The following is a 26,105-nucleotide window of genomic DNA, read 5'->3' on the forward strand; positions in this document are numbered from 1 at the left end:
ATCAAATTTATTTTAAATTTGTTTAGAATTTAATAGTAAAAACTATCAAAAAATGATATTAGAAATCAAAAATTATATAAAAATCAGCAATTCTATTGATGAGATTTTGAAAAATTCGCCTTTCAAATTGAAATATATCATTGAAAAAAGCGGAATTTCTGAACCTACCTTTTTCAGAAAAATGAAAGAAAAAAAATTTCTTCCGGAAGAATTGTTGAAGATTGCAGAAATTATTGAGCCGGAAGAATCTTTTTTGAAATCTCTGGAAGAAGCAGAAAATGACTTCAAAAACGGAGTTTATTATTCCCATGATGAAGTAATGAAAATTTCTGAAGAACGTTTTCTGAAAAAATATGGAAATAAGGTGGTCTAGATTTGCCCTCCAAGATCTGGAGCAGATAGAAGATTATATTGGGAATAGGTTTACCTACAGAGAATATCAAAATTTTATGAATATTCTTAATCATAAGATTAGGATAATTCTCGATAAAAAAGTGGTATTTCAAAAGCTGGAAAAATTTCCTGACTACAATAAAATTTTAATTACAGAACAAACAACTCTGATCTACAGATTAGAATCAAAATACCTGAAAATATTGCGTTTGTATAATAATTTTCAGGATGAAGACAAAAAATTTATAATAGACGATTATTTATAAATGAATTATACAGTAGAAGATATTGCAAAAATTACCAATGCTCATGTAATTGGAGACGAAAGTTTAATAATTAAAAACATTGCTTTCGACAGCAGAATTATTTATTCTACTAAAAACATGGCTTTTATCGCCATCAATACTCCTAAAAATTCGGGAGAAAAATTCATTGAAGCTGCTATTGACAGAGGAATCAACGTCATTATTTCCGAACACCAATATCCTCAGTTTGAAAATATAACATGGATTATTGTTGAGAACTCTGTAGAGTTTCTTCAAAAATTGGCCAAATATCATTTCGAAAATTCACATTTAAAGTCTATCGGAATTACAGGAAGCAACGGGAAAACCATTTTAAAAGAATGGCTCTATCAATGTCTCTGGAATGAATTCCCTACGGTAAAAAGTCCGAAAAGTTTCAATTCTCAGATCGGACTTCCGCTTTCTTTGCTTCAAATAAATGATTCTCATGAACTGGGAATTTTTGAAGTCGGAATTTCCAAACCCGACGAAATGGAAAAACTCGAAAATATTTTCCATCCGCAGATTGGTTTGCTGACACATATCGGAAACCGCTCACCTTGCGAATTTCAAATCGGAAGAAGAATTGATTGATGAAAAAATTAAATTGTTCAAAAATTCTGAAGTCATTATTTACAATGGTGACAATTTATTGGTTGACAAAAAAATAAAGGAATTATATTCAAGCAAAAAATTAATCTCTTACGGTCTGAAAGAAAACAATGATGTTCATCTCGAAAAGAATGTAAAGGATGAAGATCTTATTGTGCAGTATTTTGAAGAAAAAATTTCATTTCCGGCAAACCAACGAGACGAAGCGACATTAACCAATGCTTTGGCGCTTCTAACGGTCTTAAAGGAGTTAGATATCGAAAATCAAAAAATCGTCCAAAAAATCAACGCTCTGAAAGCCGTTGAAATGAGACTTGAAGCCATTGAAGGAATTAAAAATAATATTGTTATCAATGATTCTTTTAATCTGGATCTGGATTCTTTGAAAACTGCCCTTCAATTTTTAAATGAATATAAGAAATCAAAAAAATCTTTGGTTTTAACGGATATTGTCGGAGTCAATTCAAATTCAAAAGAATTGTATGAAGAAGTTTCTGATTTGGTGAACGAACAAAAGTTTGATTTTGTTTTCCTAATTGGTAATGAAATATCCAAATTTAGTGAATTATTTAAAGCTAAAACTTTTACTTTTATTAATACTCAGGAGTTAATTGACAGTAAACACCTTACAGAAATTGAAAACCAGATTATTTTATTAAAAGGAGCAAGAAAATTTGAGATCGAAAGATTGAAAGACATTCTCGAGCTCAGAAAACATGATACGGTTTTAGAAATCAATCTGAATGCCATTCTTCATAACATTAATTATCATAAATCTTTACTGAAACCAACCACCAAAATGATGGCAATGGTAAAGGCAAATTCTTATGGATTAGGAAGTTATGAGATTTCAGAATTCCTACAGCATCATCATATTGATTATTTGGGCGTTGCTTTTGTGGATGAAGGGGTTGAGCTTCGTAAAAAAGGAATCACCGTTCCTATCGTTGTCATGAATCCTGAACAACACAGCTACGAAACTGTGATAGAATACAATCTGGAACCGGAAATATACAGTTTCAGAGTTCTCGAATTGTTTTATCAGGCTGTTCAAAAATCCGGTTACGATAAAAAATATCCCGTTCATATTAAACTGGAAACCGGGATGCATCGTCTCGGTTTTAAAGGATATGAATTGGATCAATTAAGCCAGACTTTAGATCATAAAAATTTAAAAGTTCAAAGTATTTTCAGCCATCTTTCGTCTTCAGATATACCAACTGAAAAAGAGTTTACTTTGCATCAGCTGGAAACATTTGAAAAAAATTCAACTTATTTGATTGAAAAACTGGGATATACCCCTATCCGACATATATTAAATTCATCAGGAATTACAAGCTACACCAATCATCAATATGACATGGTGAGAATTGGTATCGGAATGTTAGGAGAATCACCAAGTAGTGAAATACAGAAACAATTACAGTCTGTTGTAAGTTTTAAAACAGTCATTTCACAGATTTCAATTGTAGACAATGGAGAATCTGTAGGGTACAGCCGCAGATTTAAAACAGATCATAAAACAAAAATTGCCACCATTCCTGTAGGATATGCAGACGGAATCCCAAGATTAATTGGAAATGAGATCGGAAATGTAGGAATTAATAAAACGCTTGCACCGATCGTAGGAAGCATTTGTATGGATATGATGATGATTAATGTAGACAATGTTCCGAACGTAAAAGAAGGCGATACTGTAACCGTTTTCAATGCTAAACCAAGCCTCAAAGAATTCGCAGAATACTGCAAAACCATCACATACGAAGTATTAACCTCTATTTCGCCACGAGTGAAACGGATTTATGTAAAAGATTAACTATGAGAAAACTTCTGATTCTTTTTTTAATATTCCAAATGCTTTTGATCCAATCTCAGGTAAAAAAAGATTTGGTGATTCCTAAAAACCCAAGAATCGGACTTTCACTTGCCGGTGGCGGAGCTAAAGGATTTTCTCATGTCGGCGTACTTAAAGTACTGGATTCTTTGGGAGTAAAGGTCGACTACATTTCCGGAACCAGCATGGGAGCGGTTGTTGGAGGTTTGTACGCTTCAGGATATTCCGGAAAAGAGATTGAGAAGATTGTGATGGATACGGATTTCTATTCTTTAATTTTAGATCCGAAAGCAAAACGTCAGGAAACCAGTTTTTACAATAAATCCGTTGACAAATATCTTTTGTCAATTCCTTTAAAAAACGGAAAAATTACTCTACCCTCTTCCATCAGTTCCGGACAGAAAAATGTTTATCTTTTGAAAGAGCTTTTCAAAAATGTTTCGAACATCAATGATTTCTCAAAACTTCCCATTCCTTTCATGTGCGTTGCTACGAATCTCGAAAGCGGAAATATGCAGATTTTTGAGAAAGGAGATTTGGTACAGTCGATCATGGCCAGTTCTGCATTTCCTTCTTTGATGGATCCCGTAAAAATCGGAGACAGCATTTATATTGACGGAGCAATGACGGTAAATTATCCTTCAAAGCCATTAAAAGATAAAGGAATCGATATCGTGATCGGTGTAGATCTTAACCAGGATTTATCGAAAAGAGAAGATTTAAATAATATTATCTCCATTTTAAATCAAATCATAGATTTCGGAATTAAAAAAGATACAAGAAGACAATACAGATATACCGACATAAATATTAAGCCAGATTTAAAAGGCATGACCGCCACAAGCTACGACGATAAGAAGAAAATTCTCGACAGCGGTTATGTGGAAGGTCTAAAATACGTCAATATTCTGGATCAATTACCGAAACGCCCGTTTGACCGCATTAGACAGCGTATAAATCCAATATATTCTAATGTCTATAAGATTGACAGTGTTTCGATAGAAGGCGGCAGAATCTACGGTAAAAACTACGTTCTCGGGAAAATGGGACTGCGACTTCCCTCCATGCAAACCTATGGAAGCATAAATAAAAAAATTGATAAGCTGGTTGCTACTAATAATTATAAATTCATCAATTATGATATTATCTCGGAAAATGAAGCCAATTATCTCAAACTCTATGTAACCGAAGACGACGCACGACATTTCTTAAAATTCGGATTACACTTTGACGAAGTTTTCAAAACAGGTCTTCTTTTAAACTATTCAGCAAAACGTCTTCTATTCAGAAATTCAAATCTTTCATTTGATGTAATTATCGGGGACAAACCAAGATATTATTTAAATTATTTTGTAGACAACGGCTATATTCCCGGATTTGGAATCTATTCTTCAGGAATGAGTTTTAATGTAAAAGATATCAATAATTATGATGTCGATAAATGGGATTGGCTAAGAAACGAAATCTACATTCAATCGATCTGGAAAGACAAATTTGCCGTTGGTGGCGGAATCAGCCATGATTATTTCGAAGCAGAAACCGACGCAAATAATAAAAGATACAGTCGTTTTCTGAATCCTTATGTATTCTTAAAAAGCGATACTCAAAATGACAAAGACTTCCCTACCCGCGGAATTTTCATCAGTGCGGAAGGAAAAGTAATCGACTTAATGAAATCTGAAGTTGATAAAAGGCTCGTTCAGGTAAAAGCTGATATCAGGATAAATATTCCTCTTTCAAAACAATTTACCTATCGATTGAATCTCTACGGCGGAATTTCAATTGGAGAAAATCTTCCTCAGTTCTATCAATACAGATTGGGCGGGATTTTTGAACAGAATATTGTTAATTTCAAAAACTTCGGAGGTTTTTATTTTGGACAGTTAAACACCAATAATGTTGTTTTAGTTTCAAATGATCTTCAGTTTAAATTTAATAAGAACTATTTCATAAGCGGAAATTTCTCTTTTGCGAATCTTTCCGACGATTTGAAATTTGAAGATGCTGTAAAGTTAAACTACAGCTCTGTAGGGCTTAATGTAGGATACAAATCTCCTTTCGGACAAATTAAAATCAACTTCAGTCACTCACTTAAAAATAATCAAAAAGGCATATTCAGTGTTATTTTAGGGCACTGGTTTTAATACGATGATACAATTCTTTTACGAAAATTTACCAGAATCTGTAAATACAGATTACACAGCATGGCTGGAAGATATCATTCTTTCAGAAGGAAAAAAGCTTGGCGAAATCAACTATATATTCTGCGACGACGAATATTTGTTGAAAGTAAATCAAGATTATTTGCAGCACGATTACTATACAGACATCATTACTTTCGACTATGTGAAAGGCAAGACAATAAGCGGAGAGATTTTCGTATCTTTGCAGCGCATTTTAGATAACGCTTCTACTCTATCCAAAGAATACGAAGAAGAATTAAGAAGAGTCTTGGCTCACGGCATTCTTCATCTTTCAGGATACAAGGATAAAACCGAGCAAGAAGAACAGTTGATGCGAAGTAAAGAAGATCATTATTTAGCAAAATATCCTTTAAATAATTAGAAGCTATTTCCCGCTTTCCGCACTCGCTATTTTTCTTTTTCAAAGAAAAATGAGCTCAAACAAATGCTGCAATCGGGGCTAAATAAACAACGCCACAAGCCATTTTAGCTTGTTAATTTAAATAATGTTTCACGTGAAACATTTGTAAAAAAAATTAAAATTTAAGGCTTAAAACAAGCAATAAAGAAATGATTTCAGAAATATATGATGTAATCGTAGTTGGTGCCGGTCACGCAGGATGTGAAGCAGCAGCTGCAGCAGCCAATTTGGGCTCAAAAACGCTGCTTGTTACAATGAACATGCAGACCATCGGACAGATGAGTTGCAACCCCGCGATGGGAGGAATCGCAAAAGGACAAATTGTACGGGAAATCGATGCAATGGGAGGTTATTCAGGGATTATAGCGGATAAATCTGCTATACAATTCAAGATGCTTAATCTTTCCAAAGGTCCTGCAATGTGGTCTCCAAGAACGCAAAACGACAGAATGCTTTTTGCGGAAGAATGGCGTTTAGCATTAGAAAACACCCCTAATCTTGATTTCTTTCAGGATATGGTAAAAAGTTTAATTATTGAGAATAACAGAGCTGTAGGAGTTGTTACTTCATTAGGAATCGAGATCAGATCGAAGTCTGTAGTTCTTACAAATGGTACTTTTCTTAATGGATTAATTCACGTTGGAGATAAGCAATTAGGAGGCGGAAGAATGGGGGAACCAAGAGCTTTCGGAATCACCGAACAGTTGGTTTCTTTAGGTTTTGAAGCAGGAAGAATGAAGACCGGTACTCCACCGAGAGTAGACGGAAGAAGCCTTGATTATTCTAAAATGGAAGAGCAAAAAGGAGACGAAAATCCTCAAAAATTCAGCTATTTAGATACTCCTAAGTTAACCAAACAATTAAGTTGCCATATCGTTTATACCAACGAAACGGTACACGATATTTTACGTGAAGGATTCGACAGAAGCCCGATGTTTAATGGTACCATTCAGAGTTTAGGACCAAGATATTGTCCAAGTATTGAGGATAAAATCAATCGTTTTGCAGAAAGAAACAGACATCAGCTTTTCGTAGAACCGGAAGGTTGGAGAACGGTAGAAATCTATGTTAACGGATTCAGTTCTTCTCTTCCTGAAGATGTTCAGATCAAAGCAATGAAGCATATTCCAGGATTTGAGAACGTAAAAGTATTCCGTCCAGGCTATGCCATCGAGTATGACTACTTCCCTCCTACCCAATTAAAACATACTTTAGAGACAAAATTGATCGATAATTTATACTTTGCAGGGCAAATAAATGGTACAACGGGATATGAAGAAGCAGCTGGACAAGGTTTAATTGCAGGGATCAATGCTCACAATAAAGTAAAAGGAAAAGAAGAATTTATCCTTAACAGAGATGAAGCGTATATCGGTGTTTTAGTAGACGATTTGATTACAAAAGGAACTGAAGAGCCGTACAGAATGTTTACTTCAAGAGCAGAATATAGGCTTCTTTTAAGACAGGATAACGCAGATATCAGATTAACAGAAAAAGCTTTTGAACTTGGTTTAGCCAAAGAAGACAGATTAAAAAGAGTTCAGGAGAAAATAGCTAAAAGCCAGGAACTTGAAGCTTTTTTACGAGAAACTTCTTTAAAACCAGGATTGATTAATCCTATTCTGGAAAGTATCGAAAGTAATCCTGTAGATCAGGCTTACAGAGCTTCTCAATTCCTTACAAGACCAAATATTACGCTGGAAAAGCTTGAAAATATTGAAGCTATTAAAGAATTTACTTCTCAATTTGATGATGAAGTAAGAGAACAGGCAGAAGTAAATATTAAATATAAAGGATATATAGAAAAGGAAAAAGAAAACGTAGCTAAGCTGAATCGTTTGGAAAATATCAAGATTCCAGAAGATTTTGATTATAAAAGCATATCAAGTCTGTCTTCAGAAGCGAAACAGAAAATGTCTAATGTAAGACCAAAGACGATCGCTCAAGCAGGAAGAATCAGTGGTGTTTCACCTGCCGATATAAACGTTTTATTAGTCTTTTTAGGACGTTAAATTCAAAATGTTTCACGTGAAACATTTATAAAATAGAAGCAAAAATTAAGGTATTTAAGAGATTATTTCAAGCTCTGAATATCTTAATTTTTAATTTAAAAGAACAAATTCAATGAAAATAAAAGATCATTTTCTTTCTCAGGAAATATTTGAAATCAAAGAAACGGAAACAAAAGGTGTTTTCAAGACCTCCCCTATTCCATCAAATATTTCTAAATATTATGAAAGTGAAGATTACATTTCCCATCATCAGGATTCAGGAAGTTTAAAAGAAAAGCTTTACAAATTTTTACAATCCTTCAATTTGCAGTATAAAAAAACGATTCTTTTGGACAGAATAAATAAAGGTTCAAAGGTTTTAGATTATGGTTGTGGAGCCGGAGAATTTGTGAAATTTATAGAAAATGATTTCGAAACTTTAGGATTCGAACCTGATGCAGATGCAAGAAAAGCAGCACAGACAAAAATTTCAAAAGCTACCATTTTAGATAATATTAATCTTATTGAAAACGGAAGTTTAGATGCAATTACACTTTGGCATGTATTCGAGCACGTGGAAAATCAGGATGAGATGCTTCAGATTTTTAATAGCAAATTAAAAGAAAAGGGATTATTAATTATCGCTGTTCCCAACCCTACTTCTTACGATGCAAAACATTATAAAGAATTTTGGGCGGCTTATGATGTACCAAGACACATCTACCATTTTTCTAAAAACGGAATGGAAAATTTAATTGCAAAGAAACCAAATTGGAAAATGAGAAAAATCAAACCTTTGGTTCTCGATTCGTATTATATCTCTATGTTGAGCGAAAAATACAAGAAATCACCTCTTTTTTGGCTAAAAGCAACGATCTACGGAACGATTTCTAACGTAAAAGCCCTTTTTTCGAACGAATTTTCAAGTTTGATATACATTATCGAAAAAAAGTAGAAAATCGATTTTTAAAGCATTTATAGAGGTAAATTTTTACCATTTTTCACTAAAAATAGAAACTCGAGGTCATTTCTCGAGTTTTTTTGTTATCTATTAAATTATCCCTAGTCCACTATTTTTCATAAATTTTTTTATTAAAAATGAAAATCCGAAAAAATAAATAATATCTCCATTCAAATTGTTAGTAAAAAGTTAGTAAGCTTTTCAATAAAAAAGAATTCTTTAAAATAATGTTAACTGTGATAATAATTATTTCTAAATTCTTGTTCGAAAAAAATAAATAAGCGAAAATTTACATTTCAAAAAACAAATTCTCACAAAAACATATCATTTTAAGCCTTAATCATATTTTATGTGTTAATCGTCGGAAAATTATTATTTTTTAATTTTAAGCATCAATCTAAAAGCCAATTTTTAGTCGATTTTTAGAAATTTGTCCTTTTTCAAAATATTTTACGAATTTGAAGGACTGCAGTAAAAATTAAATTTTCATCAAAGAATTAGAATTTACTATAAAATAAAAAAGTCTACTGAAAAAATCAGCAGACCTAAATTTATATGAAAATAAAATTTCTTAATTATTAATCGCAGCAACTCCGGGAAGTTCGAGACCTTCCAAACTTTCAAGCATCGCTCCACCTCCGGTAGAAACATAACTTACTTTTTCGCCGTAACCAAATTGTTTTACAAAAGCAACACTGTCTCCTCCTCCAACTAAAGAGAAAGCTCCTTGTCTTGTTGCTTCGGCAATACTTTCACCAAGAGCAATTGTTCCTGCAGAAAAATTCGGCATTTCGAAAACTCCAATTGGTCCGTTCCAAAGAATTGTTCTTGAATCTAAAAGTACATCGTTGAACTGGTCTCTAGATTTTGGACCAGCATCCAATCCCATCCATCCTTCAGGAATTTCATAAATGTCCACTTCTTTTCTTTCAGCATCATTACTGAAACTTTCAGCGATGATTGTATCAGACGGAAGATAAACTTTTACTTTATGTTCTTTTGCTTTTGCAAGAATTTCAAGAGCAAGAGGTAATTTATCTTCTTCCACCAATGATGTTCCGATTTTACCGCCAAGAGCTTTAACAAACGTAAATGCCATTCCGCCACCAATGATCAAATTATCAACAGCCGGTAAAATATTTTCTATAATGGTAATTTTAGTTGAAACTTTTGATCCACCAAGTATAGCTGTTACAGGACGTTCACCTGATTTCAAAACTTTATCAATTGCCTGAAGTTCTTTAGCCATCAATAAACCGAAGAATTTAGTTGAAGGAAAAAATTTAGCAATCACGGCTGTAGAAGCATGAGCTCTGTGAGCTGTACCAAAAGCATCATTCACGTAAGCATCGGCTAATTTAGAAAGTTGCTCTGCAAAACCTTCATGCCCTTTTTCTTCTTCGTTATGAAAACGTAAATTTTCCAATAAAAGGATTTCCCCGGGTTTAAGCTCAGAAGCAGCCTGTTCAGCTTTCTCTCCTATGCATTCTTCAACGAATTTTACTTCCTGACCCAATACGTTAGAAACTTCATCTAGGATGTGTTTAAGTGAAAATTCATCTTTCACCTCTCCTTTCGGTCTTCCCAAGTGAGCCATTAAGATCACAGAACCTCCGTCTTTAAGAATTTTATCAACTGTTGGCTTTACCGCAACAATTCTCGTGTTGTCTGTAACTTTCAACTGGTCGTCCTGCGGAACATTGAAATCAACTCTTACCAGAGCCTTCTTGTCATTAAAATTGAAATCATTGATTGTTTTCATATGTCATTTTTATTATTTCTTCGGTCATATCGAATCGAGTCCTCGGGAAAGATTAGCAAACAACTTCGGCCAGGTCGATTTTATACATTTCGTTGAATTTTCGTTTCACAAATGTAAGATTTTAAAATTTTTGAAAAGCCGCAACCCGACAAAAGTTTTTGAAAAGTTTCCCCCAGACTCAACATTCATCTATCAACAATTTTCTCTTTTATTAAAAAAAAGAATATGGTATTGTTGTTGAGTGTTTGTTAGTAACGGGGATAAATTTTATGAAAATACTTTATCACATTTAATTTTTATGTAATTAACAATTTATAGACATTATAATCTGCTGTAAATAGGGTTTTTATATTCGTTACTAACAATTATGGATAACTTTTCCCCAATTCCCATTATTAATAACTGATTTATGGAAAAAGCACAGAATTCTCCCCAACAACTTTTTTGAAATTGTGGGCAAAAAATTTGGAGCATCTTTCCATTACAAAAAATTTTAATGTTACGAAAGGTTTACTTTCCAACATTTCTCCACATTTACTAACAATGCTTTCAACAATTAATTCCCAAAAATTTAAGAGTTATCCACATTATACTTACATTTGTGTGGAAATAAATCTAAAAAAGGCTTAATACAAGAATTATGAAAAGAAAAATCGCTATTGCTGCTGACCACGCTGGTTTCGAGTATAAGGAGATTGTTAAGAACTATTTATCAGAAAACTTTGAGGTTCAGGATTTTGGAACGTTTTCCACAGACAGTGTGGATTATCCGGACTTTGTACACCCTGCTGCAACGTCTGTTGAGAATGGTGAGAATGAATTGGGAATTTTATTTTGCGGAAGCGGAAATGGTGTTCAGATCACGGCGAACAAGCATCAGAAAATTCGTTGCGCTCTTTGCTGGATGCCGGAGATTGCGACGTTGGCAAGACAACACAATGATGCAAACATGATTTCAATTCCTGCAAGATTCATATCTAAAGAACTGGCGATCGAAATTGTAAATAATTTTCTTTCAACAGATTTCGAAGGTGGAAGACACCAGAACAGAGTTGATAAAATTGCATTTTGCTAAACATATAAAGGCTTGTAAATCAAATTATAAGCCTTATTTATTTTTTATTTTGTATCTTTGTGCCGTCCAATAGAAATTACCACTCTATTATTTCCATTTAAACCGATATCAATATTAAAAATTATTTAATAAAAGGTTTTTCTCCACTCTTCTCCATATTTGTATTAAATTTATACAAAACTAAATCTTCCGTTATAAAAGGTGGAAGGAAAATTGATGTTGTAGAATTTAAAGGGAACTTTAGAATACATATTAAAATTATCTTTATAATGAGTTAAGATAATTTTGAATAGTTTTAATCTACTATTAAAGCTATTACTAATTAAGAATAAATTAAAATGGCAAAAAAAAGAAAATATATAAGTCAGAAAAATGATCATAAAATCATGGAAATCGGAAGATTGATCCTGCGTTTTATGAATGAAAATTCCACGAAAGTTTATAACTATAAGCAGATTTCGGACGGAATAGATTATAAAAATCCAAGACAAAGAGAGCTTGTGATTCAAGCTTTACATAAACTTCAGGCTTCCGAAAGAGTGAAGGAAACTGATAAAGGAAAATATATCATCAACCTGAATATTGCAGGAACTTTGACGGGAGTTATCGATTTCAACCAATCAGGAAATGCTTACGTGAGAGTCGAAGGTATGGAAGATGATGTCTTTATTCACTCCAAAAACGTGAAAGATGCGTTGCAGGGTGATAAAGTTTTAATTGTAACATACACCTACAAAGGGAAAAAACTGGAAGGTTCGGTTCTGGAAGTGTTGGAAAGAACAAGAACAGAATTTGTAGGAACTTTACAAATGGTTCCTCATAAAGATTTCGGGTTTGTTGTTTGCGATAAAAAAACGATTAATACCGATATTTTTATTCCGAGAGGAAAATTCGGAGGTGCTGAAGACGGCGATAAAGTGATCGTAAAAATGACAGAATGGAGACCGGGAGATAAAAATCCTGAAGGTGAAATTATTAAGGTTTTAGGTGCTCCTGGAGAGCATGAAACCGAGATCCACTCTATTCTTGCTGAATACGGTTTGCCTTACACTTTCCCTGAAGAAGTGGAAAGAGATGCCGATAAAATCGACAGAACGATCAACGAAGCAGAAGTAGCGAAACGTTGGGATATGCGTGATGTTCTTACATTTACGATTGACCCGAAAGATGCCAAAGATTTCGATGATGCTTTATCAATGAGGAAGTTAGATAATGGAAACTGGGAAATAGGGGTTCATATTGCAGACGTTTCTCATTATGTAGTTCCGGGAACTCTTTTGGATGATGAAGCATATCAGAGAGCAACTTCGGTTTATTTGGTAGACCGTGTTGTACCGATGCTTCCGGAGGTTTTGAGTAACGATGTATGTTCACTTCGTCCGAATGAAGATAAATTTACTTTCTCAGCAGTTTTTGAATTGAATGATGCTGCGGAAATTCAGAAACAATGGTTTGGTAGAACGGTAACTCATTCCGACAGAAGATTCACGTATGAGGAAGCTCAGGAAAGAATTGAAACGAAAGAAGGAGATTTAGCAGAAGAAATTTTGGTTCTGGATAAACTGGCGAAAATTATGCGTCAGGCAAGAATCAAAAACGGAGCAATTACTTTCGACAGAAGTGAAGTTCGATTTAATTTAGATGAAAATAACCAGCCAATTGGGGTTTATTTTAAGATAAGCAAAGATTCGAATCATTTGATTGAAGAATTTATGTTATTAGCGAATAAAAAAGTATCTGAATTTGTTTCATTAAATAAAAGAGGAGATATTTCTCAAAATACCTTTATTTACAGGGTTCACGACGATCCGGATCCTGCAAAATTAGAGTCTTTAAGAGATTTTGTTTCTACTTTCGGATATAAAATGGATCTGGCTAATACCAAAAAAGTAGCAGAATCTTTAAACAGATTATTGCACGATGTAAAAGGTAAAGGCGAAGAAAATATGATCGAAACTCTCGCGATGCGAAGCATGAGTAAAGCGATCTATTCTACAGAACCGATCGGTCACTACGGTCTTGGTTTCGAGTATTATAGCCACTTCACCTCTCCTATCCGTCGTTATCCCGATTTGCTTGCTCATAGATTACTGCAACATTATCTGGATGGAGGAAAATCTCCAAGCAAGGATGAATTAGAACAAAAAGCAAAACATTGCAGTTCAATGGAAAGATTGGCAGCCGATGCAGAAAGAGATTCGATCAAATACATGCAGGTGAAATTCATGGAAAAACATTTGGGAGAAACTTTCACGGGTGTTATTTCCGGAGTGGCAGAGTTTGGTTTCTGGGTAGAAATTCCTGAAAACGGTGCAGAAGGTTTGATTAAATTAAGAGATCTGATGGATGATTCTTATATGTATGACAAAGCGACTCATGCGGTGTATGGAAGCAGAAACCGGAAACAGATATCAATTGGGAGATCAGGTTCAGATCAAAGTGGTGAAAGCTAATTTAATTCAGAAACAATTGGATTTCAAGATTGTTGATTAAGAACGATAAAATATACTTACGAAAAGCTGCTATTTATGGCGGCTTTTTTATTTTTAATCAACAATAAAATGATGATCTTATAAAAAATAATAGATAGGTTTCTGTTCATTGAGATTGATTTTCTTATTGATTAATTAAAACATAAAAGTTAACTTTGTATAAATGGGATGAAATTTTTTTTCATTTAAAAAGCTATTTAATGTTTGAACTCATACTATCTGCCGTTGTTTTAGGCTTTATGTTAAGCTTGGTTTTTATAGGACCAATTTTTTTCCTTTTAATTGAAACCAGCTTTTCGAGAGGACCGAAACATGCTTTGGCATTGGATATTGGCGTAATTTCCGCAGATCTTTTGTGTATTTTGGCAGCTTATTATGCGAGTGCAGATATTGTGACGTTAATTGATAAACATCCTGGTTTCTACAGAATTACGTCTATACTTATTTTTGTCTACGGAATTGTCATGCTGGTCACAAAAACCAAAATGCACATGCCGGGAGAAGAAAAAATAATCAATCAGAATTATCTGAAGACTTTTATGAATGGTTTTTTATTCAATCTTTTAAATGTAGGAGTCATTCTTTTTTGGCTGGTAACGGTGATTTCTGTGAGAAATCAATATCCGGATACCGGCAGTTTTGTTTTATACATCGGGATTGTGATCGGAACTTACCTTTTTATTGATCTGATAAAAATCTTTTTGGCGAAACAATTTCACGATAAATTAACACAAACTTTAGCCAACAAAATCAGAAGAATCGTTGGCGGAATTCTTATAATGTTCAGTTTCTTCATCTTTTTACAGAGCTTCAAAAAATTCAATCAGTTTGATAAACGACTGGAAGAAGCCGAAAAGAAAGAAGTAAAATATCAAAAAACCAAATGAAAAAAATAATCTTTCCAAAATCACTTAAAAAAGGTGATAAAATAGCTGTGATTTCCCCTGCAGGAGCCGTTGATACCACTCAACTTGAAAAGGGAATAGAAATGATTAAAAGTAATGGCTACGAACCTGTTTTGGGTGAACATCTTTACACGAAATTTTCTAATGGCTACAACTACGCAGGAACAGAGCAGGAAAGAATAAAAGACATCAACTGGGCTTTAAACGATAATGAAATCTCTGCAATCTGGGCTTCCAGAGGCGGTTATGGTTGTCAGCATTTGATCGAACATTTAGATCTTAAAAATTTTACCACAAATCCGAAATGGTACATTGGTTATTCTGATAATACGGTGATCCAAAGTTATTTGTTGAAAAAAGGGTTTGCTTCGATTCACGGACAAACCATTAAAACATCAAGTTTTGGAGTGACTGAAGAAAGTTATGATCTGATTTTTGATATTTTAAAAGGAAAAAAGCCAAAATATAGCCTTACATCGAATCAATTTAATAAGAAGGGTATTATTGAAGGTGAATTGGTTGGAGGGAATTTAGCCCTTATTTACGCCCTTCTGGGAACCAAATATTCTTTTGACTTTAAGGATAAAATTTTATTCATTGAAGATATCGGTGAAAATTTCTACGCTTTGGATCGAATGATTATGAGTCTGGAAACTTGCCGGAGTTTTCAATAAAATTTCCGGATTAATCATTGGTGGAATGACCAATATGGGCGATGAAAAGGAGAACAAACAATACGAAGAAAGCTTCGACGAATTTGCCTATCAATTAATTTCAGATAGAATTTCAAAGTATAATTTCCCTGTAGTTTTCGGTTTTCCGAATGGTCATATCAAAGACAACCGACCTTTGATTATTGGTGGGAATGTGAAGTTAAAGGTTGAGGATAAGGTTAAGATTGAGTTTTAGAAATGGATAAAATAATTCTTCAATATCATTATAGTCCTGGATTTATAGGAGATTTTGTAATGAAAGATTTATATATTTCAGAATCTTTTGAATTTTATCTAAAATTTTTCTGGAGTTATAAAGTTGAAACACTTTCAGACTCTGATTTTGAAAGAAAACAATGGAGAAGATTCACAACAATAAAAGATACTCTATCAGAAGAATTAAAACTGAAAGTTCAGGAAATTTTAAACTTAGATTTAAAAGTTATTAAACCTGAAATAGTAAAAACTGATAAAATTATTTATGAGACTTCTGAACATTCTAAAAGTGAATATTATAAATTAAAAGAAGAGAAAAGTATCAGTATTCCTTACAATCTTTCTGAAACAATGATTGAAGGAAAAAATAAAGAATTATTTATAAATTTTCATGAGGAATTAATAATCTGGATTGAAGAACAATTTGAGATCATTTCTGAGGGAAAAGCAATACGATTTAACAAATAATCAGATGGCGCAACACAACGACCTCGGAAAAAAGGCAGAAGATTTAGCTGCAGAATTTCTATTGAAGAATGGATACAAAATTTTAGCGAGAAACTTTCGCTATCAAAAAGCCGAGATTGATATCATCACCGAAAAAGATAGTTTAATTATTGTTGTTGAAGTAAAGGCGCGTTCAACAGACGTTTTTAATCTTCCCCAAGAAGCTGTCAATAAAAAGAAAATTAAATTACTAGTTTCCGCTGCAGACCATTATCTGGAAAAGTTTAATAAGAACCAAGAAGTAAGATTTGATATTATTTCTGTCCTCCCCGATGAAAAAGGAAATTTATCTATAGAACATATTATCAATGCTTTTGAAGCGTTTGATGCCAATTGATATACTGAGTATAATCTAACAATTTATCCATACTTGTCACTTTGATAAATACTGGATTGTAACATTTAAAAAATTACAATTTTTTATGAAGACAATATTAATCACCGGAGCTACGTCCGGAATAGGAAAATCCACTGCTGAGCTTTTTGCAAAACAAGGAAACAGAATCATTATTTGCGGAAGAAGATCTAAGGCTTTGGAATCAGTAAAAACTGAACTTTCTGCATTTACCGAAATATTTAGTTTAAAATTTGATGTAAGAAATTTAGAAGAAGTTGAAACAGCGATCAACTCGCTTCCGGAAGAATGGAAAAATATTGATGTTTTGGTGAACAATGCAGGAAATGCTCACGGTTTAGATCCTCTTTCTGCCGGAAAAACTGACGACTGGGATTCTATGATCGATGGAAATGTGAAAGGACTTTTATATGTTTCCAAAATGATTATTCCGATCATGAAAGAAAGAAATTCCGGACATATCGTAAACATCAGTTCTGTGGCTGCAAGACAAACGTACGCAAATGGAGTTGTTTATTGTGCGACGAAAAAAGCGGTTGACGTGATTTCCGAAGGAATGAGAATTGAACTGACAGAATTCGGAATCAAAGTAACCAATATTCAGCCGGGAGCTGTGGAAACAGATTTTTCTATGGTGAGATTCAAAGGGGACAGCGAAAGAGCTTCAACAGTTTACGCAGGTTATGAACCTTTGAAAGCCGAAGATATTGCAGATTCAATTGCCTATTGCGTAAACGCTCCAAAGCACGTCTGTGTTTCAGATATGACGATTTATCCGACGGCTCAGGCAGAAACCGCGAACGATTTACAGAAAATAAACTTATTTTAAAGTAAATAAATTTATGATGGAAAGTGATGCTCAAAATTTTTTGATTTACAATACTCCTAATGAAAAGATAAGAGTAGATGTATTTTTGCAGAATGAAACACTTTGGCTTACTCAAAAAGCTATGGCAAATTTATTTAATGTGAATGTTCCTGCCATAAGTAAACATATTTCTAATATTTTTGAAGAAGGAGAATTAAATCAAGAAGCAACTGTTTCCATTTTGGAAACAGTTCAACAGGAAGGTAACAGACAAGTAAAACGAAATGTAGAATATTATAATTTAGACGTCATCATTTCAGTAGGTTATCGTGTAAATTCGAGCAAGGCAACGCAGTTTAGAATTTGGGCAACACAAACGTTGAAAGAATTTATCATTAAAGGTTTTGTCATTGATGATGAACGGTTGAAGCAAGGTCAAACGGTATTTGGGAAGGATTATTTTAAAGAACTTTTACAAAGGATTCGTTCCATACGAGCAAGTGAAAGACGTATTTATCAGCAAATCACCGATATTTTTGCGGAGTGCAGTATTGATTACGACAGAAATTCTGAGATCACAAAAAACTTTTATGCTATAGTTCAGAATAAATTCCATTTTGCTATTACAGGAAAAACGGCTGCTGAAATAATCTATCAAAAAGCGAATAAAGATGCAGAAAATATGGGTTTGAATACATGGAAAAATTCACCGGATGGGAGAATTCTGAAATCTGATATTGTTGTTGCAAAAAACTATTTAGAAGAAACTGAAATCAAACAATTAGAAAGAACCGTAACAGGATATTTCGATTATATTGAAGGTTTGATAGAAAGACAAAGTACTTTTACGATGGAAGCCTTAGCTTTAAGTGTAAATAAATTTCTAGATTTTAACGAATATAAAATTTTAGAAGGAAAAGGAAATATTTCTAAAATAACTGCAGAAAAAAAAGCAATCGCTGAATATGAAACATTCAATAAAACTCAGAAAATAGTATCTGATTTTGATAAGAAGATAAAGAAAATCGGTAAAAAATAATGCTTTAAATTTGCGTAAAATTATTTAATTAAAATGAAAATTTTATACATAGAAACTTCCTCAAGAAACTGTTCAGTCGCTATTTCGGATAACGAAAAGGTATTGTGCGTGACGGAAGAGGTTTCTGAAAATTATAAACAGTCTGAAAGTCTGCATACTTTCATAGAATGGGCTTTGGAAGGCGCAGGAATTTCTATAAAAGAGATTGAAGCCGTTTCTTTGGGAAAAGGTCCGGGTTCTTATACAGGATTGAGAATTGGTGCTTCTTCTGCGAAAGGATTTTGCTATGGATTGAAAGTCCCATTAATCGCAGTGAATTCTTTGGAAACCATGATAGAGCCTTTTTTAAATCAAAACTACGACTTTGTTGTACCTTTGGTCGATGCAAGAAGAATGGAGGTTTATACGGCTGTTTATGATGGTAAAACGGGCGAAGAACTTTCTGAGACGGAAGCCAAAATTTTAGATGAAACTTCTTTTGAAGAATTTAAAGATAAAAAAGTACTATTTGTAGGAGACGGAGCGAAGAAAGCACGGGAAATTTTACAGCTTCCGAATGCTGATTTTAATGAAACGATCTACCCTTCTGCACAATATTTAATTAAGAAAAGCCTTGAAAAAATTGATAAAAAAGAGTTTGAAGATATTGCTTATTTCGAACCGTTTTATCTCAAAGATTTTCATGGAGTAAAGAAAAAGAAATCAACAGATTTATAAAAAAATAAAAAGCAACTGCATAAAAAAAGCGAAGAATTAATCTTCGCTTTTTTGTTTTATTGTGGTTTTGCAGGCACTGTTCCTGTGGGCTGCAAAGGCTGATTTGGATTTAGTTTTTTCTGTGGTCTGTTGCCATTTCCACCCGATGGTGTTGGTTGAGGATTATTCATAAAAGTGGTTCCATCCGGTTTTTGCGGAATACCAGTTGCGTTAAGTTGTTGTGAAGGTTGCTGCGGAACATTATTGCTCATATTGGCAGGATTTTGAGGCATCGTATTTCCTTTGTTATCCGTTGGTTGGAAAGACAGGTCTGTTTTTAAATAATTCAGCATTTCTTTGGCTTTTTCGCCTTCCGGAGTTTTAGCATAATTCAAAACAATTTGTTCCAGCTGAAGAATCATCACCTCTTTCCCACTCGATTTTCCTGAATTAAAGGCATTTAACAAATATAATTTAGGAATTAAAGCGTCTTTAGGATATTTCTGAATGGTCTGTTCAATAACATCTTTACTTTCCCCGAATTTCTCGGTTTCATATAATGCGAAAGCCTGTTTGTATTGATTTTCAACGTCTTCAGAAGATTTTACGAAAGTTTTATTCTTAGGATTTCTCGCAAATTCTGCATAAGAAGTGTAAGGATAATCAGTCATTAATATTTGTTTTGCTCTCTCCGATGCTTGCGGATTTTTCTCATAATTCATGGCAAAAATCTCATATAAAGCCTGCAACATTACCTTTTCCTCAGGTTTTACATCTACAAGATCATACAACGTTTTTGTCGCTAAAGAAGTATTGGTGAAATAATTCTGATACATCACGCCCAATCCTAAAGAAGCAGTGTCTCGGTCTTTCTTTAATTGATCTAATTTTGCAAGATCGGTAGGAATCTGCTCGATATAAAAAGCAGGTTCAAAACGTCTCGGATTCGGTGCTGCATTTGTTCCCAAAGCATCATTTTTCATATCCTCGATGGTTGCCATTTTCTTAGAAAAACGCCAGTTATCGATCAATGCTCTGTCGCCCCATGTTTGCTTAAAGGTAGAAGTTCCTTTGGAAACTGTTCCTGTATTTGAGAAATAGAAACCTTTTGTAGCCACTCCAAAATCTTCAAAAGAGTTTGAACTGTTGGCAAAAATTGATTTAGAATTATAATCCCCGGTATCAAAACCTTTCAGTCTTTCGGCACGTTTTCTTTCTAATTCCTCTCTTTCTTCTTTTACTTTAACTTTTGCGATATATTTTGTGAAAAAGTCAGTTTTCTGTTCCGGTGTCATTTTCGCTAAGTTCAGAACACTGTCATTTTTCTTGATTAAATAATAGTTTTTAGAGATCTTTTTGATGTAGATAGATTGGTCTGCCAAAAGAACTTTTGAAGGTTCGTACGTCATTACCGCCAAAGCTGAATCGTAGTAAGCTCCTGCTCCAATGTAATCGTTTTTATCCAAATATCCTTTCCCGATTTCATAATAAGCCAAACCACGGATTTGTCCGTCAGAAACCTTTTCTTTCAGAGATTTTCTGAAATATTCCTGCGCTTCATCTTTTTTACCTGCTTTGTTTGCCATTAAACCTAAAGCATAGTAAAATTCATTCTTTCTGGATGCGTAAGTTCCTTTTTCACTGATGTTTTCAAGATATTTTCTCGCACCACTGTAATCACCGTTTCCGTTGAAAGTTTTTGCAATTTCGATCTGAGATTTTACTTCAAATTCAAAATCGTTGGCATATTTGTAAGCTGCCATAAAGCTTTCTCTGGCTTTTTCATTTTGATTAAGATTTTCTAAAATTTGTCCTCTCAAGAAAGCAATTCTGCTTTTCAGTTTCCTGTTGCTGTTAAGTTCAAAAGCGCGATCAAGCTCTTTTACGGCTTCCTCTTTTTTACCTTCATCCAAATACGCTTCGGATTGGTAGATGCTTAAAAGCTTATCATACGTTTTACTTATTTTTTCCGTTTTAAGTTTAGCAAAAACCTCTTGGGATTTATGATAATTTTTAATCTCGGCATACGCAAGACCCTGATAAACTCTTGCTAAAGGAATCCTTTTATCGTCTTTCATGTGCGTGAAAACGTAGTTTAAGGCATCCAGAGCTTCCAAAGATTTTCCTCTGTAAATTCTTGACTGTGCAAGGATCATATAAGCATCAAAAATCTGCTTGTTTTGTTCTTCACCATGTCTGATGACAGAATATTTGTTGATTGCTTTTAAAGCTTTTGCTTCTGCGATTTCCAGTGTTGTAGCCCCCTTTTTTTCCGGCTCACCTTCCGAACCATTTCGTAATCCCATTTTATCCATTCCTCCATTTACAGCACCGGATAACTGAGCCATTCCCGGTCCGCCGGACGCTGGATTTTGTGGCATTCCCGGAGGTCCTCCTCTGCCATTGTTGTTTTGAGTAGGTCTGTTCACTTCCGCCATTTTCATAGAATTTTCTGCGAAAGCGGTAGATTGCCCAAGATCACTTCCTAAAGGCTGGTCTTCATAGGTAAGAATGGGAATAAACGGCGCATAAAAATTGTCTTTATGGGCTTTATCTCTTGTTTCAAACTCGTTATTTAATGCGTCTTTTGCATTAAAAAGCGTGTTGTAATATGTGGTAAACCCTTTCATGAACTTCGATCGCTGCTCCGGTCTCTTGGGTTTCGTGACACAGGAGACAACTATACAAAGGACTAAAAGGAAGAAAATATTTTTTTTCATTATTCAATATAACTCGCTAATCTACTTTTTATTATCCAGTAGGATTGATGATTTTGTAAAAATAATAAAATTTTATATGGAAACTCATTATATTTCTTTCAAAATTTTGTAAACCAAATGAGTAGGAAGTCCCATTATCGTATAAAAGCTGCCATTTATATTTTTTATTTTCGACATTCCAAGCCATTCTTGGATGCCATAACTTCCTGCTTTGTCAAAGGGTTTGTAGTTCTGAATATAAAATTCTATTTCGCTATCTGAAATTTCATCAAATTCTACATCTGCCACATCGGTTTCTGTAATGGTTTTATCTAAAGTTTTAATCGTAATTCCTGTATAAACCTGATGTGTTTTTCCTGAAAGAAGTTTCAGCATTTTTCTTGCATCGTCTTCATCCTGAGGTTTTCCAAGAAATTGATTGTCAATCGCAACAACCGTATCGGCTGTTAATAAAACTTCATCTTCTTCCAATTTTCGGAAAGCATCTGCTTTTAATTCTGATAAATATGCTGCAGACTCTCCTACTTTGATATGTTCGGGAACAATTTCTTCACAATCGATTTTCACCAACTCAAATTCGAAGCCTAAACTTCCCAGTAATTCTTTTCTTCTTGGAGATTGTGATGCTAATAATAATTTCATTGTCAATTAATTAAACAGATTGTGTGTTATCGTCATGCCAATTTCCCTGAACCTTCATTACCTGCTCGATCACATCGCGCACTGCTCCACTTCCGCCTTTTATCGGAGAAATATAAGTGGAAATCCCTTTTACTTCGGGCACTGCATTTTCGGGACACGCTGCAATTGCAGAATTTTCCATCATATGAATGTCCGGTAAATCGTCTCCCATCGTTAAAATTTCTTCGTTTTTAAGATGATGTTTTGCTTTAAAATCTTCAAAATCGACCATTTTATTATGAGATTTTGGGTAATAATCCTGAATTCCAAGGTAATTGATTCTGTGTTTCACCATTTCGTCATTTCCTCCTGTAATTACACCGATTATATAATTGTTTTTTAAAGCTTTTACGACTGCATAACCATCCAAGACGTTCATTACTCGCGACATATTTCCTCCCGGCATCAAATAGACGCTTCCGTCTGTGAAAACGCCGTCTACATCGAATACAAATGCTTTAATATCTTTTAATTTCTCTTTATAACTCATACATTTTTTGAATTGAGTGATTCATTGTTTTATAGATCTCAAGACTTTCATCTTTTAATAATTGCTCATGTAATTCCAGAATCCTTTTGTCGTTTCTTACGGCAGGTCCTGTTTGTGCTGATTTGGGTTCAATTTCATGAATTTTCTGAACGGTTTCATCAATTAACGGTAAAAAATAATCAAACGGAATTTCCTGAGAATCCGAAATTTCTTTTGCCCTTGAAAAAAGATGATTCACAAAATTACAGGCAAAAACTGCAGTCAAATGAATATATTTTCTTTTTTCATGCGTACTTTCCATGACGTTTTGGGAAATCTTGGAAGCGATTTCAAAAAGAATTTTTTTATCATCTTCATCTTCATTTTCTGTTTCAATAAAAAACGGAATTTTTGAATAATCCAGTTCTTTCGATTTTGAAAAGGTCTGCAAAGGATAAAGACTTGCTTTTCGATAGTCTCCAGCTAATATTTCTTTCGGTAAAGAGCCGGAAGTATGAGCAACAAGACAATCTTTTTTAGTAATCAACTCAGAAACTTTTTCTACAGAATTGTCGCTTACACAAATAATATACAAATCCGCGTCAACTAAAATTTTAGTTGAATAAGGAATATTTAATTCTTCAGAAATTTTATTTAATTCATTTTCGTTCCTGCCAAAAATCTGCGCCAAAGGAATATTGTTCAGAACAAAGGCTTTTGCCATGTGATAGGCTACATTTCCGGAACCGATAATTACAATTTGCATAAAACAAAGATAGGGTTTTTGGTCAGGAAGATGGGAGAGGGAAGTGGGAAGTTTTTATAATTTGAGGTTTTATTTTGGTTGTTTTTGATTTTTAATTTAAATTATTCTGTGTATTTTTTGTTTATAAAGGTACTATACTCTAAAAATAATATTGATATTCTTCCTACGTCAGATTGAGAAACGTCAGAGGTATTTTTTATTTATTCTCGCTGATTTTGCTGATTACGCAGATGTTTGTGTTTTTATTTGAGAAAAGATTCGTGAAAATCTGTGATTGAATGGTTGAGTAAATTTTTTTTAATCAAATAATTATCAGTTAAATAAGATTTTAAATAACTGTACCATCGAGTATAAAAGGGAAAATTAGAATTATTATTAAAATCCATTTTATGCGGAATAGTGAAAATTTATGTAAATAATTAATTTATTGGACTAAAAATTGAATAAGTAATTTAACTTTCAGCTATTTTTGTAATCCAAAACAGTGAAAGCATCTTATGAAGATTAAGGACGCGGAAATTATTTCGTTGATGCAAAATCCACGAACTCTGGAGCAGGGAGTTCGCGCGTTGATGGATGCTTATCAAAGTAGATTGTATTGGCACATAAGAAGAATTATTGTGGACGGAGATCTTGCTCAGGATACATTGCAGGAGACTTTTATTAAAGCTTATCAGAATTTTCACCAGTTCAAAAACGATAGTCAACTGTACACATGGCTGTACAGAATCGCTACCAACGAAGCATTACAGCAAATAAATAAGATGAAGAAGATGCAGAAAACTGATGAAGATCCTGAATATTATATGCAAAATCTGGTCGCCGATAATACAGAAGGAGATGCCGAGGAAATACAGATTCTACTACAGAACGCTATACAGAGCCTGCCCGAAAAGCAGAAACTGGTATTTATGATGCGGTATTATGATGATTTGCCTTACGAAGAGATATCAAAAATTGTAGATATGTCGGTAGGGACGTTGAAAACGAATTATCATTATGCCAAACAAAAAATAGAAGATTATATTAAGCAAAATTACGAGAGATAATTTTTGAAAAACAGCAAGATGAAAGACTTTGATCTAGAAAAATTAGAACGCAAAAATATCTATAAAGTCCCTGAAAATTTGTTTGAAAATATTCAAGGAAAGGTATTGAGCGGATTAAATGATTTTGATCTAGAAAAATTAGAACGTAAAAATATTTACACAGTTCCTGAGAATTTATTCGAAAATATTCAGGAAAATGTATTGAAGAATGTTTTGCCAGCCAAAAAAGCGCCAATTTTCAAGATGAATTGGGCATATGCTGCAGCGGCATCTTTGGCTTTGATTTTTGGAGCAACTTTTGTCTTCAATAATGATCATGCAAACGGAACGGAGAATTCTCAGGCGGAATATACTTCGAATACCTCGGAAACAAAGACTGAAGGCGAGATCGCTTATGAAACTTTAAAATCTGATTTAACTTCTGTTGAAAATAATAATCAAACAGTTGAAAATCAGATTGATGATAAATCTTATGCTCAGGATAATGGAGCGGGAAAGGCTATAACTGAGACAAAAGCTGAAACAGTAAAACCTGTTAAAAAACAAAATGAAGCTCAAGTAAACGAGTATCTGGATTCTTTCTCAAATTCTGAAATTTCGGAATTAGCAAGTAATTCTACTCAGGACGTTTATTTGGATTTATATAACTAAAAAAGATGAAAAAGATATTATTTACACTTTTTATTATTTATGGTTTTGGCTTGAATGCCCAAAGGACGGATTACGACTGGAAAAAAATGGACCCTAAACAAAGAAAAGAGGTAATAAACAATCTTTCTCCGGAAGAAAGAAAGTCGCTTCTCACCAAGTTCAGGAACAATATGGTAATGGATAATCTGAATATTGACCCAAGCGATAAAACTGAATTTACAGAAATTTATAATGAATATCTGGACAGTCAGAAGCAAATAAAAAGCCAGTTTAATTCTAATTTTAATCCCGAAACTTTATCTGATGATGAAGCCAAAGCCAAGCTACAGCAAAGCTTTGAAGTAGGGCAGAAATTATTAGATAACCGCAAAAAATATGCTGATAAAATGCAGCAGATAATACCTTGCCAGAAAGTCTTGAAGCTGTTTCAGTCTGAAGGAATGATGAGAGATAAAATGAACGAAAGAAAGCCTCACGGAAACAACAACAATGCTGCAAGACCGAAGCAAGACCCATAATAGT

Annotated in this window: 21 protein-coding genes and 3 pseudogenes; 19 read left to right on the forward strand and 5 right to left on the reverse strand. The window is 33.7% G+C overall.

The genetic code is table 11. The annotated features are described in order from the left end of the window. The first annotated feature begins 52 nt into the window (after positions 1-52). The 7 genes and pseudogenes from J3D55_RS01750 to J3D55_RS01780 all read left to right on the forward strand — a co-directional run bounded on the left by J3D55_RS01750 (position 53) and on the right by J3D55_RS01780 (position 8,673). A complete protein-coding gene (locus J3D55_RS01750) occupies positions 53-373 on the forward strand; it encodes a hypothetical protein (protein WP_259127550.1) in 321 nt (106 codons plus the stop codon). Then, positions 354-659 carry a type II toxin-antitoxin system RelE/ParE family toxin gene (locus J3D55_RS01755; protein WP_259127551.1) on the forward strand — a complete coding sequence of 102 codons (306 nt, stop codon included), beginning with the start codon at positions 354-356 and terminating at the stop codon, positions 657-659. The genes J3D55_RS01750 and J3D55_RS01755 overlap by 20 nt, the downstream gene beginning before the upstream one ends. After that, positions 660-3,105: pseudogene (locus J3D55_RS01760) on the forward strand (bifunctional UDP-N-acetylmuramoyl-tripeptide:D-alanyl-D-alanine ligase/alanine racemase). It abuts the gene before it with no gap. Between the two features lie 2 nt (positions 3,106-3,107). Further along, positions 3,108-5,267, forward strand: coding sequence for a patatin-like phospholipase family protein (locus tag J3D55_RS01765; RefSeq protein ID WP_259127552.1), 2,160 nt, complete (start codon positions 3,108-3,110; stop codon positions 5,265-5,267). A 4-nt stretch (positions 5,268-5,271) separates the two neighbouring features. Next, positions 5,272-5,688 (forward strand): rRNA maturation RNase YbeY, encoded by a 417-nt coding sequence (gene ybeY, locus J3D55_RS01770; protein WP_259127553.1) that lies wholly within the window; start codon positions 5,272-5,274, stop codon positions 5,686-5,688. Positions 5,689-5,876: 188 nt separating this feature from the next. Further along, entirely contained in the window at positions 5,877-7,739 is a 1,863-nt protein-coding gene (gene mnmG / locus J3D55_RS01775; protein ID WP_259127554.1) for a tRNA uridine-5-carboxymethylaminomethyl(34) synthesis enzyme MnmG, read from the forward strand. 112 nt (positions 7,740-7,851) lie between these two features. Continuing rightward, complete coding sequence (locus tag J3D55_RS01780; protein WP_259127555.1) at positions 7,852-8,673, forward strand: class I SAM-dependent methyltransferase; 822 nt, start codon at positions 7,852-7,854, stop codon at positions 8,671-8,673. Between the two features lie 577 nt (positions 8,674-9,250). Here J3D55_RS01780 and J3D55_RS01785 read toward each other — a convergent pair. Further along, on the reverse strand, positions 9,251-10,441 hold the full coding sequence (locus J3D55_RS01785) for a phosphoglycerate kinase (protein WP_259127556.1): 1,191 nt from the start codon (positions 10,439-10,441) through the stop codon (positions 9,251-9,253). A gap of 640 nt (positions 10,442-11,081) precedes the next feature. Here J3D55_RS01785 and rpiB point away from each other — a divergent pair. From rpiB to tsaB, 9 genes and pseudogenes are all read left to right on the forward strand, one after another. Further along, positions 11,082-11,516 (forward strand): ribose 5-phosphate isomerase B, encoded by a 435-nt coding sequence (gene rpiB / locus J3D55_RS01790; RefSeq protein ID WP_259127558.1) that lies wholly within the window; start codon positions 11,082-11,084, stop codon positions 11,514-11,516. A 338-nt stretch (positions 11,517-11,854) separates the two neighbouring features. Beyond that, positions 11,855-14,009, forward strand: a pseudogene (gene rnr / locus J3D55_RS01795) (ribonuclease R). 199 nt (positions 14,010-14,208) lie between these two features. Beyond that, positions 14,209-14,895, forward strand: coding sequence for a LysE family translocator (locus J3D55_RS01800; protein WP_259127559.1), 687 nt, complete (start codon positions 14,209-14,211; stop codon positions 14,893-14,895). Next, a pseudogene (locus J3D55_RS01805) lies at positions 14,892-15,822 on the forward strand (S66 peptidase family protein). Before J3D55_RS01800 ends, J3D55_RS01805 begins: the two are co-directional and overlap by 4 nt. 2 nt (positions 15,823-15,824) lie before the next feature. Then, positions 15,825-16,310: a hypothetical protein gene (locus J3D55_RS01810; protein WP_259127561.1), complete on the forward strand. Its 486-nt coding sequence runs from the start codon at positions 15,825-15,827 to the stop codon at positions 16,308-16,310. Between the two features lie 4 nt (positions 16,311-16,314). Then, a complete protein-coding gene (locus J3D55_RS01815) occupies positions 16,315-16,686 on the forward strand; it encodes a YraN family protein (protein WP_259127563.1) in 372 nt (123 codons plus the stop codon). 85 nt (positions 16,687-16,771) lie between these two features. Next, positions 16,772-17,533, forward strand: coding sequence for an SDR family NAD(P)-dependent oxidoreductase (locus tag J3D55_RS01820; protein WP_259127564.1), 762 nt, complete (start codon positions 16,772-16,774; stop codon positions 17,531-17,533). A 16-nt stretch (positions 17,534-17,549) separates the two neighbouring features. Continuing rightward, entirely contained in the window at positions 17,550-18,551 is a 1,002-nt protein-coding gene (locus J3D55_RS01825) for a virulence RhuM family protein (protein WP_259134995.1), read from the forward strand. Positions 18,552-18,584: 33 nt separating this feature from the next. After that, on the forward strand, positions 18,585-19,268 hold the full coding sequence (gene tsaB / locus J3D55_RS01830; RefSeq protein WP_259127566.1) for a tRNA (adenosine(37)-N6)-threonylcarbamoyltransferase complex dimerization subunit type 1 TsaB: 684 nt from the start codon (positions 18,585-18,587) through the stop codon (positions 19,266-19,268). A 56-nt stretch (positions 19,269-19,324) separates the two neighbouring features. On the opposite strand, the gene porW is transcribed toward tsaB, so the two are convergent. The 4 genes from porW to J3D55_RS01850 form a co-directional block, all read right to left on the reverse strand. After that, positions 19,325-21,967: a type IX secretion system periplasmic lipoprotein PorW/SprE gene (gene porW / locus J3D55_RS01835; RefSeq protein WP_259127569.1), complete on the reverse strand. Its 2,643-nt coding sequence runs from the start codon at positions 21,965-21,967 to the stop codon at positions 19,325-19,327. 87 nt (positions 21,968-22,054) lie between these two features. Continuing rightward, a complete protein-coding gene (locus tag J3D55_RS01840) occupies positions 22,055-22,609 on the reverse strand; it encodes a Maf family protein (RefSeq protein ID WP_259127570.1) in 555 nt (184 codons plus the stop codon). Positions 22,610-22,619: 10 nt separating this feature from the next. Then, positions 22,620-23,138, reverse strand: a complete 519-nt coding sequence (locus tag J3D55_RS01845) for a KdsC family phosphatase (RefSeq protein ID WP_259127572.1) — start codon at positions 23,136-23,138, stop codon at positions 22,620-22,622. Beyond that, a complete protein-coding gene (locus J3D55_RS01850; RefSeq protein ID WP_259127573.1) occupies positions 23,128-23,883 on the reverse strand; it encodes a Rossmann-like and DUF2520 domain-containing protein in 756 nt (251 codons plus the stop codon). Before J3D55_RS01850 ends, J3D55_RS01845 begins: the two co-directional genes overlap by 11 nt. A gap of 497 nt (positions 23,884-24,380) precedes the next feature. Here J3D55_RS01850 and J3D55_RS01855 point away from each other — a divergent pair, with 497 nt between their 5' ends. From J3D55_RS01855 to J3D55_RS01865, 3 genes are read left to right on the forward strand one after another with little or no spacing between them, the layout of a single operon-like run. Further along, positions 24,381-24,932 (forward strand): RNA polymerase sigma factor, encoded by a 552-nt coding sequence (locus J3D55_RS01855; RefSeq protein ID WP_259127575.1) that lies wholly within the window; start codon positions 24,381-24,383, stop codon positions 24,930-24,932. Between the two features lie 18 nt (positions 24,933-24,950). Then, the gene (locus J3D55_RS01860; protein WP_259127577.1) at positions 24,951-25,583 is read left to right on the forward strand and encodes a hypothetical protein; all 633 of its coding nucleotides are present in this window, start codon (positions 24,951-24,953) and stop codon (positions 25,581-25,583) included. 5 nt (positions 25,584-25,588) lie between these two features. After that, entirely contained in the window at positions 25,589-26,101 is a 513-nt protein-coding gene (locus tag J3D55_RS01865) for a hypothetical protein (protein WP_259127578.1), read from the forward strand. Positions 26,102-26,105: the final 4 nt, after the last annotated feature.

It is taken from the genome of Chryseobacterium ginsenosidimutans (genome assembly GCF_024807225.1).
Lineage (GTDB): Bacteria > Bacteroidota > Bacteroidia > Flavobacteriales > Weeksellaceae > Chryseobacterium > Chryseobacterium ginsenosidimutans.

Coding starts and splice junctions, on each gene's coding strand:
- J3D55_RS01750 (WP_259127550.1), top strand. CDS start 53: ATGATATTAGAAATCAAAAATTATATAAAAATCAGCAATTCTATTGAT.
- J3D55_RS01815 (WP_259127563.1), top strand. CDS start 16,315: ATGGCGCAACACAACGACCTCGGAAAAAAGGCAGAAGATTTAGCTGCA.
- J3D55_RS01800 (WP_259127559.1), top strand. CDS start 14,209: ATGTTTGAACTCATACTATCTGCCGTTGTTTTAGGCTTTATGTTAAGC.
- mnmG (WP_259127554.1), top strand. CDS start 5,877: ATGATTTCAGAAATATATGATGTAATCGTAGTTGGTGCCGGTCACGCA.
- J3D55_RS01810 (WP_259127561.1), top strand. CDS start 15,825: ATGGATAAAATAATTCTTCAATATCATTATAGTCCTGGATTTATAGGA.
- J3D55_RS01785 (WP_259127556.1), bottom strand. CDS start 10,441: ATGAAAACAATCAATGATTTCAATTTTAATGACAAGAAGGCTCTGGTA.
- J3D55_RS01780 (WP_259127555.1), top strand. CDS start 7,852: ATGAAAATAAAAGATCATTTTCTTTCTCAGGAAATATTTGAAATCAAA.
- J3D55_RS01765 (WP_259127552.1), top strand. CDS start 3,108: ATGAGAAAACTTCTGATTCTTTTTTTAATATTCCAAATGCTTTTGATC.
- tsaB (WP_259127566.1), top strand. CDS start 18,585: ATGAAAATTTTATACATAGAAACTTCCTCAAGAAACTGTTCAGTCGCT.
- porW (WP_259127569.1), bottom strand. CDS start 21,967: ATGAAAAAAAATATTTTCTTCCTTTTAGTCCTTTGTATAGTTGTCTCC.
- J3D55_RS01820 (WP_259127564.1), top strand. CDS start 16,772: ATGAAGACAATATTAATCACCGGAGCTACGTCCGGAATAGGAAAATCC.
- J3D55_RS01855 (WP_259127575.1), top strand. CDS start 24,381: ATGAAGATTAAGGACGCGGAAATTATTTCGTTGATGCAAAATCCACGA.
- J3D55_RS01755 (WP_259127551.1), top strand. CDS start 354: ATGGAAATAAGGTGGTCTAGATTTGCCCTCCAAGATCTGGAGCAGATA.
- rpiB (WP_259127558.1), top strand. CDS start 11,082: ATGAAAAGAAAAATCGCTATTGCTGCTGACCACGCTGGTTTCGAGTAT.
- J3D55_RS01865 (WP_259127578.1), top strand. CDS start 25,589: ATGAAAAAGATATTATTTACACTTTTTATTATTTATGGTTTTGGCTTG.
- J3D55_RS01840 (WP_259127570.1), bottom strand. CDS start 22,609: ATGAAATTATTATTAGCATCACAATCTCCAAGAAGAAAAGAATTACTG.
- J3D55_RS01825 (WP_259134995.1), top strand. CDS start 17,550: ATGGAAAGTGATGCTCAAAATTTTTTGATTTACAATACTCCTAATGAA.
- ybeY (WP_259127553.1), top strand. CDS start 5,272: ATGATACAATTCTTTTACGAAAATTTACCAGAATCTGTAAATACAGAT.
- J3D55_RS01860 (WP_259127577.1), top strand. CDS start 24,951: ATGAAAGACTTTGATCTAGAAAAATTAGAACGCAAAAATATCTATAAA.
- J3D55_RS01845 (WP_259127572.1), bottom strand. CDS start 23,138: ATGAGTTATAAAGAGAAATTAAAAGATATTAAAGCATTTGTATTCGAT.
- J3D55_RS01850 (WP_259127573.1), bottom strand. CDS start 23,883: ATGCAAATTGTAATTATCGGTTCCGGAAATGTAGCCTATCACATGGCA.